Here is a 20744-nt window from a genome sequence, read left to right on the forward strand (position 1 = left end):
ATACTTACATATGTAAAAAAGAGCATTAGGGGGAATAAACATGAGGAAAAAAGCCCATAAAAGTAAAATGTTAAAAAGCTTAACTGTAGCGGCTTTATCAGCTAGTTTCATTTTAGGTTCTATTGGTCAAGTACCACTTGTATCAAAAGCTACTAGTTTTTCGAAGGCGGAGGAGGTGCTTGCCAGCTTAACACCAGAACAAAGAGCAGCACTTAAGCAAATCTCAACGAATGAAGAAACGGGCTTACAAATTTCTTCCGATGTTGATTTAACCTCTTCAAATGAAACAACTGTCATAGTTGAATTTAAGAATAAGCCTGCAAAGGTTGCTCAAATTATGGCACGCGCAGAAGGGAAACAATTATCTAAGACGGAAGCATCAAACCTTGTTGACCAGGATCATGAAACGTTTACTCATGATGTTCAACAATTAACGGACGAAAATAATAAAAAGGCAGATGTTAAAATTCATCGTTCTTTTAAACATGCATTTAATGGTGTTTCCATTAGTCTGCCTGCTAACCAAATTAAGAATTTATTAAAATCAAATGCTGTTAAAGCGGTTTGGAGCAACGAAACATTTTCGATTCAACCTCCTGTTCAAGTAGAAGGTAATGATCAAGCAAAGGAAGATCAAATCACTGTTGCGAATTATACACCATATGATGGACTAGATCGTTTACATGCTGAAGGTTTCAGTGGTAAGGGAATCAAGGTTGGTGTAATTGATACAGGTATCGATTATAACCATCCTGATTTAAAGGATGCATATAATGGCGGATATGATTTCGTCGATAATGATAGCGATCCAATGGAAACAACATACGCGGATTGGAAAAAGTCTGGTAAGCCAGAATTAAATAGCGGTCGTGCTTACTATACAGAACATGGCACGCATGTTTCTGGGATCATTGCGGGCCGAGGAACAGCAGACAGTGAGTATAAAATGACAGGGGCTGCACCTGAGGCCGAAGTTTATGGTTATCGTGTACTTGGACCATACGGCAGTGGTTCTAGTGAAGCGGTAATGGCTGGTATAGATCGTGCTGTAAAAGATGGTATGGATGTCATCAATATGTCATTGGGTGCCGCGATTAATGACCCGAACTATCCGACTTCTATGGCTGTTAACAATGCAGTTATTAATGGAGTTACCGCTGTGATTGCTGCAGGGAATACCGGCGATAAGATGTATACACTTGGTTCACCAGGTGCAGCATCGTTAGCGCTAACGGTTGGTGCGTCATCCATTGCATTTGATATTTATCAATATACAGGTGCTCAAGATGGAAAGAGTTATTCGTTGAGACAGTTGGCAAGAAACTATAGTGATGATTTAACACAGTTTAAAGGAAAAACCTATCAACTTGTGGATGTTGGTTTAGCTAACCCAGCTGATTTTAATGGTAAGGATGTAACTGGAAAAATTGCTTTCATCAAGCGCGGATCGTTTGCATTAATCGATAAAATCAAAAATGCAAAAGCTCGTGGTGCGGTTGGCGTTATTATGTATAATGATGAGGCAAACAGCGCAGAGGGGGTAATTCAGTCATTTTTAGGTGAATCGGTAGATGCTATTCCAGCATTTTCAGTTTCCAATGCAGATGGTAAAGTAATTTTAGAGGCCATTAAAGCAGGTAAAACTGATTTTACTTTTGGTGACTATGCAATGGTAAAAACTGCCGCAGATGAGCTTGCTGGCTTTAGTTCAAGAGGTCCTTCCCGGGTAAATTATGAAATAAAACCGGAAGTAACGGCACCTGGAGTTTCCATATTTTCTACTGTTCCATTTTATATGAATAATAAAACGGCAGATGGGTCGAAACCGGAAGATTATAAATATGCATATGAACGTTTATCAGGAACATCAATGGCAACACCTTATGTTGCAGGTGTATCCGCATTACTCCTTCAAGCAAATAATGACATTCAACCAGCCGATGTCAAATCCATTCTAATGAATACGGCTGACCCATTATCAAAAGACTATAGCGTCTTTGAAGCAGGAAGCGGCCGAGTGGATGCGTATGAAGCGATTCACTCGAGTGTTGAATTTGTAGTTAACGATAAAACACCTATGAACCTTAGTGGAAAAAAGAAATCAATAGATAATTTAACGGGTGGAATTAGCTTTGGAACATTTGGTTATACCGGTGAAGATATTTCCGATTCGAGACACATTACAGTAAAAAGTCTTACAAAACAAAATAAAACCTTCAACGTAGATGTAAAATTCCAAACAGGATTAAGAGGATCAAAAGATGCGGCTCAAAACAACGTGACATTAGAAGGTCCAACTACAGTAAAAGTGGACGGAAATAGTGTCAGAGATATTAAATTTAATTTAAACATTCCAAAAACAGCTGAAAGAGGAACGTATGAAGGATATATTGTTTTTACGAACAATGATAATCCAACTGAACAATACCGAATTCCATTTGGCGGCCGTGTAGTCAATGAAGGAATAGAAACATTTAAGATAGCTAACCCAATTTATTCAACGAACAAAACAGTTTCTTTGGCTTATTATCCATATATGGATGCAGAAATAGCGATCAAATCACATATGAAAACGTTGGATGTGGTCATTTCTGATCCAAAGACAGGTAAAAATTTAGGAGTGGTAGGATCATTTAATACCATTGCTATGGATGAAAATGCACTTTACAAGATTCCTAGATTAATCAGTAATTATTACTATCCATTTACAGGTGATAAGAAAAATCCTGTCAGCAATGATTGGAAAGTATTAAAACCTGGTCATTATGTCGTCAAACTTGTTGGAACTAATGAGAAGGGAGATACCTTCATAGCATCACAAGATGTTATGAACGAATTTGGAATACCAAATGTAACGACCAGCTTTGATTCATTAGAGCAAAAGGTCATTGAATATAGTGATAGTCAATTAGATTCAAAGGGACAATTTTTGTATGACTTTAAAGTACATGTAGAAGATCCTGAAATGGAAGAAACGAACAGCTATGGTATTCCTGTAGACCCATCGATGTATTCAGTAATACCTTTTTACAATGGTTACCCTAGCAGACCGATTAAAACGGATAAAAATGGTGACTATGTTGATAAAATTTTAGTATCAAATCAATTCAAGGTACTGCCAGTTAGCTTTATTGGGTTGGATGCCGCATACAATGGCACTTCAGAAGAAAGGATCGCCTTTACGAAAAATACAACACCATATTATTATTTGAAGGCTAATAAAGAAGCGATTACGACGGGAGAGACGGTCAACTATACCGTACGTTCCAACAATATGAAGAATTTGAAAACAGCGAAAATGACGCTGCAAATCATTAATACCCAAGCAACAATCGAAAACGTAACTGTCAATGACGCGGTAAAACAATACGGTGATGCACAAGTGACGGTTACGACTTCACCAACATCCTATAGCTATCAGACTGCCTACACCTTTACGTTTACGTATTTAGGCAATCAACAATTGCCTGAGGATTTAAAGTTATTTAATTTCGATATGAGATCGCTGGAAAAAGGTTATACGTCTATGTCCCAATACTATGCGGAAAATGCGTCCTTCATTGACCAATCAAATGTAGAAACGAAAAATATTTATTCGTTTAACGAACTTTTTGATGTCAAAGCAAAAGTCTCCAAATTAGTGGGTGCTGTAAACGTGGAAGGAGCAAAAGATCCAACTACTGGCCAACCAATTTCAGCTATTGACCACAGAACACTTGGAACTAAGGTAACTTTAACTTCGTTTGATGGTAACACTGTACTTGAAGGAAAGGATTTAACAAAAGGCGGAGAATATACGTTGGATGGTATTAAAGTTGATCAAAACCCATATACGATTAAGGTGGATGTTCCTGGACATTTTACGATGTATAGGTCGATGGATTATTTATCTGATGTCGTTCGCGGTGAATTGGTTGGAAAATACTTCCGCGATAACTTGGACATGGCACTGGCTGGAGATATCAATAAAGATAACGTCATCGATGTGCTGGATGCCATCGAGCTGCAAAAAAATTGGGGCACCAATCATACAGCTTCAGATTTAAACTTCGATAAAACGGTTGATAAAAAGGATATGTATTATATTATCAAAAATTTTGGAGCAAGTAATCCAACGGTAAAAAATGCTCCAAATGCTAAAACAACCCACCAAGGGGCTTCATTGGATAGTATCCTCAGTCAATTAGGATTGAAATAAAAATGTTGGGAACAAAAAATCAGTGGGAACAAAAAGATTGAAATCCCATAGGCCAGGGACCGGGACTTCATTCTTCTCGGGCAATCAAAAATTTTGCGATTAGACCTTTCTCATAAGATAGAACAAAGGCACAACTAGCTAAAAATCCACTAGTTGTGCCTTTTTGCGCACAAAACTTCCCCTATAAGAACCGTCACCATGCTTCTTTATTCTTTTTGTTCTTCATTTTGAGCAACACTTTTGTCTTCTAAAAAATTATTAAGAGCTTCAATATTTTGATCGAAGTCCACTTCTAATACGTCACCAAGTTTTTCATCCCGTTTATTTTGGAAGCTGCCATCTTCAGGGAGACGGAATGTTTCTATATTACTACTTTTCTTAGTTAAAATGTCTTTCCCAATTGTCAAAAGGGTGGAGGTATCAATATTTGTATCTATGTATTTGTTAATAAGACCTACTAGCTTAGGAAGTTTTACCACACTATTAAGACTTACAGCTTCTTCCGTTAATTTTGTGATTACTTCTTGCTGTCTTTGAACTCGTCCGAAGTCACTTAAACGATCATGACGAAAACGGACATATCCTAACAGTTCTTTCCCATGTAGTTGTTGTTTCCCTTTTTCTATCGTCATGCCTATACCATAAGACATCTCATATGGGACGTCTACTTCAATTCCATTTGGCACGAGTAGATCGACCGCTTTTTCGAATCCTTTAAAGTCTACAATCGCATAATAATGAAGATCCAGACCGAAATTTTTTTTAATTGTTTCTCTTAGTAATTCAGGACCTCCAAACGAATAAGCTGCATTTAATTTCTGCTGTCCATGTCCCGGTACAGAGACCATCATATCACGCATAAGAGAGATAAGTTTTATTTTATGAGATTGTGGATCATAATGGGCCACCATGATCGTATCAGTTCGAGATTGTTTTTCCCCCCGTGAGTCACTACCTAATAAAAGAACATTGATGGGACCTAGTTTATTTTTATCTCCTTGAAAGGTTTGTTTTCCTTCTGCTTTTTCAAGTGGATGGTTGAGGTTATTTATTGTACCTTCTATGTACTGAAATATTTGAACAAGACCTACCATAATGATACCTATTAGAAGTAGGGCGCCAATCACTCTCTTCCATTTTACTCTTATTCTATTCTTTTTCGACCGCGTCAAATTTTGCACCACCTAGGCTGAATAATCAATGTTTGCAGGTATACTATTATATTATTAATTTCTGATAATGTAAAAAATAAACCAGAGTTTGTTTTCAATCTTTTAACAACCCTTGAAGTAGTGATTATCCCATAATTAGTTTTCAACTTTTTTAATTTTAGGTTACATTTTTCTGAATTTCTGATTACATTTTTGTTTTTTGCTGTCACTTATCTAACGTCAAATTTTTCGGAGAGAATTAATATGCCAGTTATTCCAGCCCAGCGCGATAAAGTTGGTAGTATAATTATGTAAACTTAAAAAACAATTTTGATCAAATGGATCTTATATTTAAAGATTTTTGTCTTAATTTATTTTAAAATGGGAGAAAATAATAGGTTAGGGAGTGTAGAAAATATGAATATAAGTTTATTTCATGCATTGGAAGGTAAAAATATCTATTTTAAAGCACTAAGTACAAATGATGTTCAAGAGATCCATACTTATGCATCAGATGAGGAAGTTTCACGTTTTATTGGCTGGAGTTTAATGAACACTTTAAATGAAACTAGTGAATACATTGAAACGATGGTAAAACGTGAGGTAGCGGGTACTCATTTATATGCTTCCATCGTTTTAAAATCAACTCAAGAAATTATTGGGACGGCCATGATTTTCAATTTTGATCATAATGCTAAGCGAGCAGAAATAGGATATGTTTTTAATAGAGATCATTGGGGAAAAGGTTATGGAACAGAGTGTGTTGCTTTGATGAGTGATTTCGCATTTGAAACTCTTAATCTGCACAAAATCCATGCTAGTGTTGTTGATGCAAATGTGGGCTCTGCTCGGATTCTGGAAAAGAATGGGTATGTGTTAGAGGGAAAATTAAAAGACCACTTTTTTATAGAAGGAAAATATTATAACGATTTACTTTTCGGGAAAATTCAAACCAAAAATGATTAATTCCCAATTGAAAAGAACTCCAATCGGAAGTCCTTTCATAATGCTTTATTTTAAGGTTGAATTCTAAAAGCTGAAAAATAGATTTTCAGCTATAGAGAAAGTAAACGTTAATAAAAGGAGAGGGGGAGTTATTTGAAACTCCCCTTTAATGCTTGCTATTCTTTTAAATGATGCCCTTGCTTAAAATCAATTCGTTATGTTTAAGAACTATGGACTAGGTCTTATTCATAAGCTATTGTATCAATTAGTGAGGGTGTTCAATATGAGAAACATAAGTGAAATTCAAACTCAACCAATAATCGGTCAAGCATGGACCGGAAAACACGTTGTCTTGCTTCATTGTACAAACAATAATGAGTTGATTAATCTTTATAAAAGTTTTCACGCACCGATTGAGCCGCCACGTCACAATTGTGCAGAAACTTTATCACAATTACTAAGTATCGGTTATCACATAATGGCCATTACACCAATCTCATCTAATCAAATTCAATACTTTTTAGTCCTTTGATTTTGTAAACATATTACACACAAAATAATGTGCAATAGTACAACTAAATGACATTTTATTTTTATCTTAAATCTAGCTTGTTTTTTTGAATAAACTCCTTCATATACAAGCGATTCTGCTTTTCAAGCATAGCAGCAATTTGTTCTGTCCAACGATCTTTTCGAGCTCCATCAGTTCTTTGCTGATAATAGTTTCCGATTACTTCATTATAATCATCGAGTTGTTGTAAATAAACTTCTTTGTTTTGTTCATATCCATCTTCGTGATAAACATGTTCAAAAGGTAGTCTTGGTTTTTGACCGGTTTTTTTGGCTGGATAACCAATGGCCAGCCCAAACAGTGGGATGACACGCACCGGAATATTTAAAACTTTTTTAACTTCTTCAAGGTTGTTGCGAATACCACCAATATAACAGATACCTAACCCGAGTGATTCAGCTGCAATGGCAGCATTTTGGGCAGCAAGAGCGGTATCAATTAACGACACCATAAATTTTTCGGTACTTTCAAGTGATTCTTCTACGTTTTTATCTTCCTTCTCCCCGATAATCGAATGACGATAAAGGTCAGCACAAAATACAAAAAAGTGGCCGTTCTTTTCCACATACTCCTGATTTCCGGCAAGCTCGGCTAATTTCTTCTTTTTAACAGGATCCTTAACACCAATAATGGAGTATGCCTGAATAAAGCTTGATGTAGCCGCAGCTTGGGCACAGGAAACAATCGTCTTTATTTGCTCTTCTGTCAATGGCTTGTCCTCAAAATGGCGGATTGAACGGTGGTTAAGAATCGTTCCTATTACATCATTCATAAAGTTCACCTCGCTATTCATCATTCTTTGTTGGTTTGAGTGATTATAACAATAAGAGCAGCGTTGTTCAAGAAATGTACAGATAAGGCCACAACTTATAATATTAGAATGTTTATCGGGTTTACAATGAACATAGCACCCGTAGGCTGGTAACATGGCAGCGACGGTAATTCAAAGAGGTGTTGTTGGTGTTACTCCTGAAGCAAATCTTCTCATCAACCTATTAAATCATGTCAATATCTTATGGTATTGAATAAATTTAAACAAACAACATTTCAATGTATCGTGAGAGGCGGTGATGATATCATGTTTTCTGTTACAGGAATGCAGGGTTTTGAGTTGTTCTCTATTGCCCATATTGGTACGTTCGTTGTATTCTTTACTGCATGTTGTACTTTAGTGTATTTCAGAAATAAACGTAAGATTTATCAGCATATTATTAAATGGACACTGTTTATCCTTTTACCTGCATGTGAGATTTCGCAGCATTTATGGTTAATCCTAACCAATCAGTGGGAAGTGAGCAATCTTCCTTTACAACTCTGTTCACTTAGTACTTTTTTAGCTATGTATTTATTCTTGAAAAAGAATGAAAAAGTGTTTTATTTGTTCTATTTTATTGGAACGCTTCCTCCTTTTTTAGCGATGGTTACACCAGAAATGGTCTACACATTTCCTCATTTTCATTTTATTGAATATTTCCTTCACCATTCAGTACTTCCGTTAGCCGCATTGTATTTTATCCTTTATGAAGGTTACAGGATTCCCAGTAAAGCCATTTTATCTAGCTTTGTAACCGTTAATATTATAGCCGTACCTATTTTTATTTTGAATCAACTGATTGGCACAAACTTTTTCTATTTAGCGAGCCCAACTGAAGCCAAAACGATCCTAACATTTTTCGGGAGCGGGATTATGTATTATATAAATCTTGAGATTGCAGCAGTAATTGTTTTTAGCATCACGTATATACCAATTGGTGTTTTACAGAGGATAGAAAATAACGAAGCAAGAGATACAATAGGAAAGGGGTTAAGTTGAGACAATAGTACAATAAAAGGATAGTGGTATCGCGAAACACCGGGGGTCAGGCACTTTTATTAAGGATTATTAGGGTTTTCAATCTCCATCCCTCTTTTTAAAATTTCCTTAATTAGCTATATTGAGAGTATAGTAAAAATGATATTTTGTAGGGAAGGGGAAGATATGATGCCATTGGAAATTGTTCGCCATGATATTACAAAGATGAATGTAGATGCGATTGTGAATGCTACGAATACTTCACTGAAAATGGGTGGAGGTGTATGTGGTGCTATTTTTCAAGCGGCGGGTACCAGTGAGCTGCAAGAAGCATGCGATCAAATCGGTAAGTGCAAGGTTGGAGAAGCGGTTATTACTGATGGGTTTAAGCTGGATGCAAAATATATCATTCATACACCAGGACCAATTTGGAAAGGTGGTTCAAATCAAGAAGCCGCTTTGTTAAAGGCATCTTACAATAACTCTTTGGAACTGGCAAAAAATCATCAATGTGAATCCATTGCATTTCCGTTGATTTCGACTGGCATTTATGGTTATCCAAAAGAGGAAGCATTACAAATTGCAATTTCCACCATCAGTAACTTTTTATTAAATCATGACATGCTCGTTTATCTAGTTGTTTTTGACAAAAAATCTTTCGGTTTAAGTAAGAAGTTATTTACATCCATAAATCAATATATTGATGAGCATTATGTAGAAGAAGTAGAGAGCACATTTAATCGCAATCAAGAAGAACGATATATAATGGAACAATTGCGAGAAGCCGAAATTCTCAGGCCGGATGTTTATGAAGAAGCAAACGATTCTTTAGCAAACCTGTTGAACCACCTCGATGAATCTTTTTCCGAGCAGCTGCTTCGTTTAATTGATGAAAAGGGAATGACAGATGTTGAGACGTATAACAGGGCGAATATTGACCGTCGATTATTCTCAAAAATCCGGAATGGAGTTGATTATACTCCAAAGAAGAAAACCGCAATTGCCTTTGCCATTGCTTTAAAATTAAATTTACCGGAAACGATAGAGCTGCTAACTACTGCCGGTTATACCTTGTCCCATAGTAGTAAATTTGATGTTATTATTGAGTTCTTTATTCAACAAGCCAATTACAATATTCATGAAATCAATGAAGCCTTATTTGCTTTTGACCAGCCATTCCTCGGTGCTTAAAATGTCGCTTTCAAAGCGACCATTTCTAATCGGATTATTGCTATCCTAAGTTTATCAAAAAAACGGAGGATGACGATAATGAAAAACAATTTAACAGAAATAGTGTTTATTTTAGATAAAAGCGGTTCGATGGCAGGGCTCGAAGCAGATACAATTGGCGGCTATAATGCGATGTTGATGAAACAACAAAAGGCTGAAGGAGAAGCTTTTGTTACTACCGTATTATTTAATCACCTTTACGAATTATTGCACGACAGAATAAATGTGAAAGGCATTTCTCCCATTACTGAAGAAGATTATGAAGTAGGGGGCAGTACAGCGTTATTAGATGCCCTCGGTTTTACCATGCAAAAAATAGTGAATGTACAAAGAAAAACAAGTGAGGATGAACGTGCTGAAAAGGTACTATTCGTCATTACCACTGATGGGATGGAAAATGCCAGCCGTGAATATACAATGGAAAAAATCAAAAAAATGGTTCAGCATCAAAAAGAGAAATATGGCTGGGAATTCTTATTCCTTGGAGCCAATATCGATGCCATCTCAACCGCAGCACAATTTGGAATCGATGAGGACTTCGCAGTTGAATACCATGCCGATCATATAGGGACAGAATTAAATTATGAAGCTGTAAATGAAGCAGTGATCAACCTGCGAAGTGGCAAAAAGATTGATCGAAGCTGGAAAGAAGGAATTGAAAGGGATTACAATCGGCGGACGAGGAAGTAATCTAGGAGGTGAAATGGTTGCAAAAAGATGTGTATGTAATTGAATGTCCAGGTTGTGGGCTGAAATTGAATCAACAGTTTGAAATGCACTCCAGATACAATGCGTCTGCCGAATGTTATCAAAAATATAGTGAATTGAGCAGTTATACAATGGGAAAACAAGATATTCAATTTATTCATCAGCATGCAATTGATACTTACTCAGCTCAACATTCAGGTAATGAAATGAAAAAAATTACTATCGCATTTTCGTTAATTGGTTTGTATTATGCTATTGAGCATAGATTTAATGGAAGACAAGTACAGCGTGTGCATACATTGCTTAGCCGCCAAAAATATAATTGGGATGAGTTGCAATTTCAACAGCCAGACAAATCCAGCTTTTCCTTGACTGTCTTTGACGTCTTGAAGGAACAGGATGGAGAAATTCGTGAAGAAATGCTATATGGAGCCTCCTTGCATGTATGGAATACCCAAATCATGCAAAGGAGGATTTTTTTATAGCTGAACAAAGTAAAAGGAAAGGGGGGAAGTCCGTCCCTAGCCGGATCTTTTTAGAAGAGGACATAGCAAAGCTGTCTGAATCAGGGAAAAATTTAACGGAAATATTTGAAACATTTATGCGACCTAAAGAACTGGAGGGTCTACGACCGTGGACATTTAGCCAACATCGGTTAACGCTTAATTCTTTATTAGAACAGAAATATCCGAACTTACTATATGCAGAAGAAATCGAGCTAATCGTTTATCCATTACCGCATGGTTTCGCTTCCTTCCAAATTTGTAACTTGGATGATTTTCGCGATAGTGTACAAAAAAATGGTTTATTTCTTTAAAAAGTGAATATAGATTTAAATAAATACTCATGATTCAAAAAAATAATATGGAGGTCGACAAGTATGGTGGAAGTGGCTGTTGTATCTTTTGCACGAACTCCTATTGGGAGATATGGTGGTATATTTAAAAATATTTCAGCTGTTGAATTAGGGTCTATTGCAATTTCTGGTGCTCTAAAGAAAGCAAATATATCTGGGGATGAAATTGATGAAGTAATAATGGGGGTAGTTTGGCAAGCTGGTTTAAAAGGAAATCCTGTACGTCAAGCTGCGATACAAGCAGGTGTTACAGTTGATGCACCAGCTATGACCATCAATCAACAGTGTTCATCAGGAATTCGGGCAATTGATATAGGCGCTGACCAAATTAGATTAGGAAAAGCTAAGGTTGTAGTGGCTGGGGGGTTTGAAAGCATGAGTAATGTGCCTTACCTTGATTTATCAGGAAGGTGGGGACATAAACGGGGCCCAAAGACACTGGAGGATAGCCTTTATTATGATGGTTTAGACGATGCTTTTATTGGAATTCATATGGGAAATACTGCTGAAACAGTTGCTCGGAATGCCAAGTTAACAAGAGAAGAAGTAGATGCTTTTGCATATGAAAGTCAACAAAAAGCAGCTCGTGCAATTGAAAAGGGTCGCTTTGAAGAAGAAATTGTTCCAGTTGTTATAAAAAGTAGAAAAGGTGAAGAAATCATTACCACAGACGAATGCCCCCGACCAAACACAACAATAGACGGGCTAAGTAAATTACAACCAGCCTTTGATGTGGAAGGAATTTCTACCGCCGGAAATTCACCTCCATTAAGTGATGGTGGTTGCGCTCTTGTTCTAATGGAGAAAAAATATGCTGAGTCTAAAGGCTTAACTATTTTAGGAATTATTAGAGACGTTGTATCAGTTGGGGTAGCACCGGAAATTATGGGCTATGGCCCTGTCCCAGCCATTAGAAAATTATTAAAAAGAAATGAAATTTCTATAAGTGAAATAGATTTCTTAGAAATTAATGAGGCTTTTGGTGCTCAAGCACTTGCATGTATAAAAGACCTAGAATTTCCAAAGGAAGTGGTTAATGTAAATGGAGGAGCGATTGCTCTAGGTCACCCACCCGGGAATACAGGTGCAAGATTAGTAGGCACAGTTTTAACAGAATTAAGACGGCAAGATAAAAAATTAGGAATAGCTACTTTGTGTGCGGGGGGAGGTCCTGCCATTGCATGCTTGATTAGTAGAAATCAATAGGAAATAAATAGTTTTGTAAGCGGATACACTTAATTTGGAATATCTCAGTAGAAAGGGGTTATGAAAATAAGAAACATAGATATTGATCATATGGTGAGTAACATTAAATCACAGAGCAAAAGAGATTTAGCCAGAGCGATTACGATTGTGGAGAACCAAGAAGAACACTATACCGATTTAGTTTCAAAATTGTATTCCTTGTCTGGAAACTCCCATATTATCGGGATTACTGGCTCACCTGGAACTGGAAAAAGCTCTTTGGTAGATAAGATCGCAACCTCTTTACAGAAAAAAGGGAAAATGGTAGCAGTTTTAGCGATTGATCCTAGTAGTCCGTTTTCCAAGGGTGCCATCCTCGGAGATCGTATACGGATGTCTAGTGTGCAAAAATCCAATGATATTTTTGTAAGGAGTCTCGCTTCAAGGGGTGAAGTGGGTGGATTGGCAAAATCGGTTAGAAATATCATTACCTTAATGGACGGGTTTGGATATGATTGCATTTTAATTGAAACAGTTGGATCAGGTCAGACGGAAATTGAAATCATGAACTTAGCCCACACAACCATAGTGGTAGTCGCCCCTGGATTAGGAGATGAAATTCAAGCCCAAAAAGCAGGAATCATGGAAATTGCGGATGTGTTTGTAGTAAATAAGTCGGATTTACCAGGTGCCGACATGACCGCTAAGCACATCAATCAAATGGTTCACACAGAATCAGTGATTAATAGAAAACAAGTACCCGTGTTACTTACATCGGCTGTAAAGGAAAATGGAATAGACAATCTTGTGAGTAACATTGAAGACCGATGGCAAACGATTAACCTAACAGGTGAACGTTATGAAATTGAAATGAAGCATGCACAATATAGATTATTTGAAAGCTTAAAGGAAAAAATCCTGTGTTATATGGATGAATCGATAATAAATAGCAGCGAATGGATAAAAATGGTAAATGAGGTGAAAAAGAAAAAAATAAATCCTGAAAAAGCGGCTGAAAACATATTTTCACGCTATTTTACAACTCAAGGTTTAGGAGAAAAAAATTGAGTTGAACATTTAAAGGAGAGTGGAAAATGAATAGACCTATTAAAATCTTGGTGACAAAGATTGGTTTAGATGGACACGACCGGGGGGCAAGAGTAGTAGCAAGTGCCTTTCGGGAGGCTGGGATGGAGGTGATTTACACGAGTCCTTGGCAAAGAATTGAAGATGTCGTTTCAATTTCCCTTCAAGAAGACGTGGATATCATTGCTATTAGTTCATTAGCCTATGATCATCTGATAATACCAAAGCTAATGAACGCCCTTGTAGAAGAAGAGCTGGATGATAAAAAAGTTATCGTAGGTGGAATCATTCCAAAAGAAGATGAAGAAATTCTGCTAACTGCTGGCGTGGCAAAAATTTTTCATCCAGGAGAATCATTAGATTCTATTATAGAAAGTGTAGAACGACTCATGGAAAACCAGAAAGAAATGAGGTGAAGACAATGGAAAAAATAAATCAATATCAAAAATGGAAAGATGATTATGAAAGAGTAAGAGGTGTTTCTTCAGAAGAAGATCTTAAATACAATTTATCAGGTATACCTGTAAAGCCATTGTATACCGCTCAAGATTTTCAGAATCAGAGTTTGTCCTACCCTGGTCTTTATCCCTACACAAGGGGCATCTATCCAACCATGTACCGAGGGAGAGGATGGAGTCGGAGACAATTAATTGGTTTGGATACACCTGAAAGATTTAATGAACGTCAAAGAGAAATGATTAAGGCAGGGTCAAATGCGGTTAGCTTGATCTTTTGTAATAGCTTTTACCGCGGATATGATGCTGATATGGTTGATCCCCTTCTTGTCGGTACATGCGGAACACCAATCAACACAATTGAAGATATGGAAATTGCATTTGATCAAATTCCAATTGATCAAATCAGTATTGGACTAAATGATCCAATCGGTTTTACCGGCCTGGCAATGCTGTTAGTCATTGCGAAGCGAAGAGGCATTCCCTTCTCGAAAATAACAGGAACGAGCAATCAATCTGATTTTATCTCCCATTTTGTCGCTAATCACATGTTCTATCGTCTTTCACTAGATGGAAGTTTAAAAGTTTTACTAGATCATATTGAATATACAAACAAACACCTGCCAAATTGGAACCCTGTCAGTATTGTGGGACAGCATATGCAGCAGGCTGGTGCCACCCCGGTTCAAGCATTAGCCTTTACGATTTCAAGTGGTATTACTTATATTGAAGAAACATTAAAAAGAGGTTTCCCAATTGACTCCTTTGCCCCACGTTTTACGTTCTTTTACGATATTAGCATCAGTCTATTTGAAGAAATAGCGAAATTTCGGGCAGGCAGAAGAATTTGGGCAAAACTATTAAAGGAACGGTTTGGCGCCGTTGATCAAAGATCGATGAGATTTAAATTTCATGGTCAAACATCTGGTGCAGAATTAACAAGACAGCAACCATTAAATAACATAGTTAGGATCACCGTTCAAGCGATGGCCGGAATTTTAGGTGGGGCTCAGTCCCTTCATACCGATTCATATGATGAAGCATTAGGTACCCCGATCGAGGAAGCAGCTAGGATCGCGATCAACACACAAAATATTTTGGCTGAGGAATCTGGCATTGCTGACGTAATTGATCCTCTAGGTGGTTCGTATTACGTGGAGAAATTAACAGATGATATGGAAGAAAAGGCATGGGAGTACATCAACAAAATCGATGAAATGGGCGGTATGATGGAAGCCGTTCGAAATGGCTTCGTTCAAAAAGAAATAGGAGAATCGGCTGATAAATATCAAAGAGCGGTTGATCGAAAAGAAAAGATTATTGTTGGTGTAAATAAATATCAAATTGATGAAAGTGAAGACAAAAGGCCGCCAGTAACAAGAGTGGCCCCAGAACTTGTCGATAATCATTTACGAAGATTAGAAAAATATAAAAAGAATCGAGACCAGCATAGGGTTGAACAAGCTCTTGCAAGGCTGAGAGAGGCGACAAAAGATAATTCCCTAAATATTTTCGAAGAGACCATTTCTGCTATTGAAGCAGGATGTACTCATGGAGAGGTAATTAAGGAGCTTCGGGATCAACTTGGATTTGGTTACCCAAATATCGTTTAAGACTTGCACAATTCATTAAAATTCCCCCATGTTTACCCACACTATAGTTTGAAATAACAAATATCCAAATGAAAAGTAGGGAGATAAATGACTTATCGGAAGGAAGAACATCAAATTTTTCGCAAAGCTCTAAGAAGGTTTTTAGAAAAAGAAGCCTATCCATTTTATGATGAATGGGAAAAGAATCGAATGATACCCAGAGCTTTTTGGAGGAAGATGGGTCTACAAGGATTTCTCTGTCCCTTTATAGATGAAAAATATGGAGGATTAAATACTGATTTTGGCTATTCAGCTATTCTAATAGAAGAGCTTGAGAGAGTCGGAGCTAGCCTAATTGGGGTTTCCAATCATAATGAAATTGTAGTTCCTTATATTCATACCTTTGGGACTGAAGAACAAAAAGCCAAATGGCTCCCGGGCTGTATAAGCGGGGAAATTATAACAGCTATAGCAATGACTGAACCAGGTGCAGGATCAGATTTAGCTAATATTAAAACGACGGCTGTAAAGGATGGAAAACACTACATTGTAAATGGCCAAAAAACGTTTATAACTAATGGAATCCAAGCAGATTTAATCCTTCTCGCATGTAAAACAGATATGAATGAAAAAACTCATAAAGGAATAAGTCTGCTTTTAGTAGAAGGGAATGCGGAAGGATTTAAGAGAGGGAAAAAATTAGATAAAATTGGCCTCCATAGTCAGGATACAGCAGAGCTGATTTTTGAGGATGTAAAGGTTCCAATGGAAAATTTACTTGGAGAAGAGGGAAAGGGCTTTTACTACATGATGGAAAAGCTTCAGCAGGAGCGATTAGTAGTAGCCTTAGCTGCACAGATCGCTGCCGAAAGAATGTTTGAACTAACTATTCAATACACAAAAGAGCGGCATGCTTTCAAAAAGCGAATCATGGATTTTCAAAATACTCAGTTTAAATTAGCTGAAATGGCCACAGAAATTGAACTGGGTCGTACCTTTGTAGACCGATTAGTATCTGAACATATCCATAAAAAGGATATAGTAAAAGAAGTCTCGATGGCTAAATGGTGGAATACCGAGATGGCCAAAAGAGTTGCTTCCCAATGTATACAATTGTTTGGTGGATACGGTTATATGGAAGACTATGAAATCGCAAGAAGATATCGAGATATCCCGATAGCGGCCATTTATGCTGGTACAAATGAAATTATGAAGGTTATTATCGCAAAAAAACTAGATCTGAACTAATTTTAATCACTTTATTGTAATGTTTGCTTTTATTGATGAGGAGGAGCTGAATCTCTATGTTAATGAAACATATGCTTGAGAATGTTGTAAACGAGAATTCAAATAAAACCGCGCTCATCTCAAAAGGGGTGGAAAGAACTTATCAGGAATTTTATGAGAGAGTAAACAAAATATCGAATGCACTCTTTCAGTTGAATTTTTATAAAGGTGATCGGGTAGCTATTTTGCTGAATAACAGGGCTGAGTATTTTGAATTGTATTTCGGAATTTTTAGTATGGGAGGAATCGCGGTTCCGTTAAATACTAGACTAGGTCTGGCTGAAATAAAATATATTATTAATCATTCAGGGGCTAATACCATTGTGTATGAAGATGTGTATAGGGAAACCATCCATTCCATGCTCGATGAACTGAAAAGTGTAAAAAACTTGGTATGTGTCGGGGAAAAGGATGACAAAAGCTATCAATTTGAAGAATTATTAAGTGCTGTAAATAGTTTGGAATTGGATTCTAATGTAGAAGAAAATGATATTGCCTTCCTATGTTATACAAGTGGAACGACGGGTAAGCCAAAAGGTGCAATGATTACTCATAAAAATATGACACAAATGTGCTGTTATCAGTTAATCGAATTGCCGAGAAATCGAAATTATGTAGGGATGTGTCTTTTTCCATTCTTCCATATTGGAGTTATGATGGGATTAAATAAAATCGCTATGGGTATGACTTGTGTGTTTTCAGATTTTTCGATTGAAAAGGTTGGAGAATTGATAGAAAAATATCAGGTGAATGATTTAGACATTACTGCAACTCAACTAAAATTGTTTGCAACTTCTGATGCAAGTAAACAATATAATCTAACTAGCTTAAGAACTGTGACGACAGGTGGAGGCTTCTCTTCACATCATACATTAAAGAGATTCTTTGAGCTATTCCCTGAAAATCAGGATATTGTGGTCGCGAATGTTTATGGAATGACCGAAAATACAGCTCATGTTATGAGTAATATAATAAGCCCGAAGACATTGGGATGCGAAATCGAAAAATTTGCTCTATTACCAGACATAAAAGCATCAGGATTATGTGCAGGGAAACCGATTTATGGAATGTTGGTGAAAATAGTTGATAATAGTGGAAATCAGCTCCCGCAAAATCAAGTAGGCGAAATACTCGTAAAAAGTGATACTGTTTTAAAAGGGTATTGGCAGGAACCGGATAAAACAAAGGAAGCAGTCGTCGATGGCTGGTATCATACGGGCGATTTAGGAATTCGTTTAACAAATGGAGAGTATTTTATTGTGGATCGTAAAAAAGACATGGTCTTAAGTGGCGATGAAAATGTGTATTCTGCAGAAGTCGAAAATATATTATCTGCTCACCCACAAGTAAATGAAGTGGCAATCATCGGCCTACCTCATGAAGTATATGGGGAGATTGTAACAGCAGTTGTTGTACCGAAAGACAAAGATAGTGTCAATGATCAGCAGTTAAAGGATTTTTGCAAAGGAAAAATAGGCAGTTATAAAATTCCTAAATTAATCTATTTTACGGAACAATTGCCTCGGAACGCTTCTGGAAAAATATTAAAACACAAATTAAAAGGTGATTTTTTCACTTCATCAACTTAAGTTAAAAACTTTTAACCATTATAGAACTAGGAGGATCAAAGTGTCAGAGCCTGCAAATAATTTAAGGTATGAATTTGATCAAAGAATAGGAAAACTCCAAAAAAGTTTACAGGAACAAAATCTTGATGGAGCTTTATTTTTTCAATCCGAGGATATTTTTTATTTTACAGGAACGGGAGTAAACAGTGTTCTTGTGGTACCGAGCAATCAAGAACCGATTTTACTAGTTCGAATCAATGTTGAAAAAGGAAGAATGGATAGTTTAATTTCCGATGTCAGACCCTCTAATGGATTAACAACTCTTGTAGACGTAGTAAATCAAGTCTTCGGTGAGAAAAAACTTGCGTTGGGCATTTCATTTGATGTTATCAATCTATCTTTTTATCATCAATTACAAAGACAGTTTTCCAATGCTGTTTTTTGTGATATTCAACCAATGGTTTGGTGTTTACGGCTGATCAAATCAGATTGGGAAATAGCTCAGATAAAAGCAGCAGCCGAGATTTCCTATAAAGGAATTGAAGGGGCCATCGGCATTTTAAAAGAAGGAATCAGTGAAATCAAGTTCCAAAAATCGATTGAGCAAATAAAAGTATCTTATGGTGATGAAGGAAACATGATTCAGCGGGGTTCCAATAATAGACTCCCATTTGGAGTTGTGGCATTTGGAAAAAATACTAGTATTATTTCTGGCAATTGGATGACGATGACGAGTATGGGGAGGAGTCCAAGTAGACCTTATGGAGCAGGAAATGATCAACTTGAAAAAGGAGATCTAGTGGTAATTGATCATGGAACTGTGTATCAAGGGTATCATTCAGATGAGGCTCGTACTTTTATTTATGGAAAAGCTGACAAAAAACATAAATATTTGCATAGTGTCGTTAATGAACTCTTAGAAATGGCTATTAGTGAGATTCGGCCAGGGGTTTCAATCTCAGAGGTATATTTACAAGTAGAAAAACTAGCAGACCGTTATGGTTTAAAGGATCAGTTTATGGGCTTAGAGCAATATGGTTTTCGATATATTGGACATGGGATTGGCTTAGAGATTGATGAACCCCCATTGGTTTCAGCTTTTAATAAAAAAGTACTTGAGCCAGGTATGGTTCTTGCGATTGAACCTAAACTTATCTTTAAAAATGAGTTTGGGATCACTCAAGAAGATACAATAGTGGTAACGGAGTCAGGATGTGAGGTAATCACGTCATTTCCTCGTGATAGGTTTGAAGTATAAAAGAAATGATGAACTGATTATAAAATGGTATTAGGATAGTCCACGAGGAATTGTTATTTGAAAGGAGTGGTGATTCTTGTCTTCCTTCCGTGAAGAAAGAGCTGTGGAAAAAAAGCTCACGATCTTGAGAATGGCAGCAAATTTATTTATTCAAAAAGGATATTATTCAACAACCATTGAAGATATAGCAAATGAACTTCGGATGACAAAAGGTGCTATTTATTATTATGTTAATAGCAAGGAAGATTTATTATTTCAATGCCATACACTTGTGGCAACGAAATGTATAGAAAACCTACAAGAAATTATAGAAAGTAATGATACTTCGTTAAAAAAACTTGAGAAGTCCATTGAGTCCTTAGTCTTATACATTATCGAAGAAAATGCCGTCTTTAATATTATTAACAGACATAACATGCTGTCCGAGGAACTTCACAAAAAAGTCATTTTACAAAGAGATTGCTATGAAGAACTGTTTGAATCCGTCTTAGAAGATGGCAAAAACGACGGCTCCTTTCATACGGAGAATGTAAAGCTAGCAAAGTTATTAATACTCGGTTCAATAAACAATATTTCTACATGGTATAAACCACGAGAAGGCCAGTCAAACAAAGAAATTGCAAACTTCTATTCCAAGAACTTAATTAAGGTATTAACAGAATAACACAGATTCGAATAAAATCTGTAGATTGTAATAGGTTCTACAATGATTGATATGGAAAGTATAAGGAGAATATTTGAGAGATACATGGTTATCATCGACACCATCCCATGATAAAATCTTAAAGAGGAATTAGAATTATTTATAAAATATAAATAAAAAATATATTTCTTTACTTATTAAACAACTTTATTTGTAATG

General features: G+C 36.6%; 18 protein-coding genes. 16 read left to right on the plus strand and 2 right to left on the minus strand.

The features are described from left to right. The first annotated feature begins 40 nt into the window (after positions 1 to 40). On the plus strand, positions 41 to 4198 hold the full coding sequence (locus V7150_RS23255; RefSeq protein ID WP_335522939.1) for a S8 family serine peptidase: 4158 nt from the start codon (positions 41 to 43) through the stop codon (positions 4196 to 4198). Between the two features lie 206 nt (positions 4199 to 4404). Here the strand turns inward: V7150_RS23255 and V7150_RS23260 are convergent, their stop codons facing one another. Further along, a complete protein-coding gene (locus V7150_RS23260; RefSeq protein ID WP_335522941.1) occupies positions 4405 to 5379 on the minus strand; it encodes an LCP family protein in 975 nt (324 codons plus the stop codon). A 351-nt stretch (positions 5380 to 5730) separates the two neighbouring features. Here V7150_RS23260 and V7150_RS23265 point away from each other — a divergent pair, with 351 nt between their 5' ends. Together V7150_RS23265 and V7150_RS23270 are read left to right on the plus strand one after the other, a co-directional pair. Beyond that, positions 5731 to 6315 carry a GNAT family N-acetyltransferase gene (locus tag V7150_RS23265; protein WP_335522943.1) on the plus strand — a complete coding sequence of 195 codons (585 nt, stop codon included), beginning with the start codon at positions 5731 to 5733 and terminating at the stop codon, positions 6313 to 6315. 262 nt (positions 6316 to 6577) lie between these two features. Beyond that, the gene (locus V7150_RS23270) at positions 6578 to 6826 is read left to right on the plus strand and encodes a hypothetical protein (protein WP_335522946.1); all 249 of its coding nucleotides are present in this window, start codon (positions 6578 to 6580) and stop codon (positions 6824 to 6826) included. Between the two features lie 61 nt (positions 6827 to 6887). On the opposite strand, the gene nfsA is transcribed toward V7150_RS23270, so the two are convergent. After that, positions 6888 to 7637, minus strand: a complete 750-nt coding sequence (gene nfsA / locus V7150_RS23275; RefSeq protein WP_335522948.1) for an oxygen-insensitive NADPH nitroreductase — start codon at positions 7635 to 7637, stop codon at positions 6888 to 6890. Between the two features lie 249 nt (positions 7638 to 7886). Here nfsA and V7150_RS23280 point away from each other — a divergent pair, with 249 nt between their 5' ends. The 13 genes from V7150_RS23280 to V7150_RS23340 all read left to right on the plus strand — a co-directional run bounded on the left by V7150_RS23280 (position 7887) and on the right by V7150_RS23340 (position 20546). After that, on the plus strand, positions 7887 to 8678 hold the full coding sequence (locus V7150_RS23280; protein WP_335522950.1) for a YwaF family protein: 792 nt from the start codon (positions 7887 to 7889) through the stop codon (positions 8676 to 8678). 168 nt (positions 8679 to 8846) lie between these two features. Beyond that, the gene (locus V7150_RS23285; protein WP_335522975.1) at positions 8847 to 9848 is read left to right on the plus strand and encodes a macro domain-containing protein; all 1002 of its coding nucleotides are present in this window, start codon (positions 8847 to 8849) and stop codon (positions 9846 to 9848) included. A 78-nt stretch (positions 9849 to 9926) separates the two neighbouring features. Further along, positions 9927 to 10577: a vWA domain-containing protein gene (locus V7150_RS23290; protein ID WP_335522953.1), complete on the plus strand. Its 651-nt coding sequence runs from the start codon at positions 9927 to 9929 to the stop codon at positions 10575 to 10577. 17 nt (positions 10578 to 10594) lie between these two features. Next, the gene (locus V7150_RS23295) at positions 10595 to 11080 is read left to right on the plus strand and encodes a DUF5946 family protein (RefSeq protein ID WP_335522955.1); all 486 of its coding nucleotides are present in this window, start codon (positions 10595 to 10597) and stop codon (positions 11078 to 11080) included. Continuing rightward, entirely contained in the window at positions 11041 to 11412 is a 372-nt protein-coding gene (locus V7150_RS23300) for a hypothetical protein (protein ID WP_335522958.1), read from the plus strand. The genes V7150_RS23295 and V7150_RS23300 overlap by 40 nt, the downstream gene beginning before the upstream one ends. 63 nt (positions 11413 to 11475) lie before the next feature. Next, positions 11476 to 12657 (plus strand): thiolase family protein, encoded by a 1182-nt coding sequence (locus tag V7150_RS23305; RefSeq protein ID WP_335522960.1) that lies wholly within the window; start codon positions 11476 to 11478, stop codon positions 12655 to 12657. A 93-nt stretch (positions 12658 to 12750) separates the two neighbouring features. After that, positions 12751 to 13704 (plus strand): methylmalonyl Co-A mutase-associated GTPase MeaB, encoded by a 954-nt coding sequence (meaB, locus tag V7150_RS23310; RefSeq protein WP_335522962.1) that lies wholly within the window; start codon positions 12751 to 12753, stop codon positions 13702 to 13704. A gap of 26 nt (positions 13705 to 13730) precedes the next feature. Beyond that, positions 13731 to 14138, plus strand: coding sequence for a cobalamin B12-binding domain-containing protein (locus V7150_RS23315; protein WP_335522964.1), 408 nt, complete (start codon positions 13731 to 13733; stop codon positions 14136 to 14138). A gap of 5 nt (positions 14139 to 14143) precedes the next feature. Then, on the plus strand, positions 14144 to 15790 hold the full coding sequence (locus V7150_RS23320; protein WP_335522966.1) for an acyl-CoA mutase large subunit family protein: 1647 nt from the start codon (positions 14144 to 14146) through the stop codon (positions 15788 to 15790). A gap of 87 nt (positions 15791 to 15877) precedes the next feature. Beyond that, the gene (locus V7150_RS23325; protein ID WP_335522968.1) at positions 15878 to 17017 is read left to right on the plus strand and encodes an acyl-CoA dehydrogenase family protein; all 1140 of its coding nucleotides are present in this window, start codon (positions 15878 to 15880) and stop codon (positions 17015 to 17017) included. A gap of 56 nt (positions 17018 to 17073) precedes the next feature. Continuing rightward, on the plus strand, positions 17074 to 18645 hold the full coding sequence (locus tag V7150_RS23330) for a class I adenylate-forming enzyme family protein (RefSeq protein ID WP_335522970.1): 1572 nt from the start codon (positions 17074 to 17076) through the stop codon (positions 18643 to 18645). Between the two features lie 40 nt (positions 18646 to 18685). Continuing rightward, positions 18686 to 19882: a M24 family metallopeptidase gene (locus tag V7150_RS23335; RefSeq protein WP_335522971.1), complete on the plus strand. Its 1197-nt coding sequence runs from the start codon at positions 18686 to 18688 to the stop codon at positions 19880 to 19882. A gap of 130 nt (positions 19883 to 20012) precedes the next feature. Then, the gene (locus V7150_RS23340; protein ID WP_335522973.1) at positions 20013 to 20546 is read left to right on the plus strand and encodes a TetR/AcrR family transcriptional regulator; all 534 of its coding nucleotides are present in this window, start codon (positions 20013 to 20015) and stop codon (positions 20544 to 20546) included. The last annotated feature ends 198 nt before the right edge of the window (positions 20547 to 20744 follow it).

Origin of the sequence: Neobacillus drentensis, assembly GCF_036965245.1 — a bacterium.
Lineage (GTDB): Bacteria > Bacillota > Bacilli > Bacillales > Cytobacillaceae > Neobacillus > Neobacillus drentensis_G.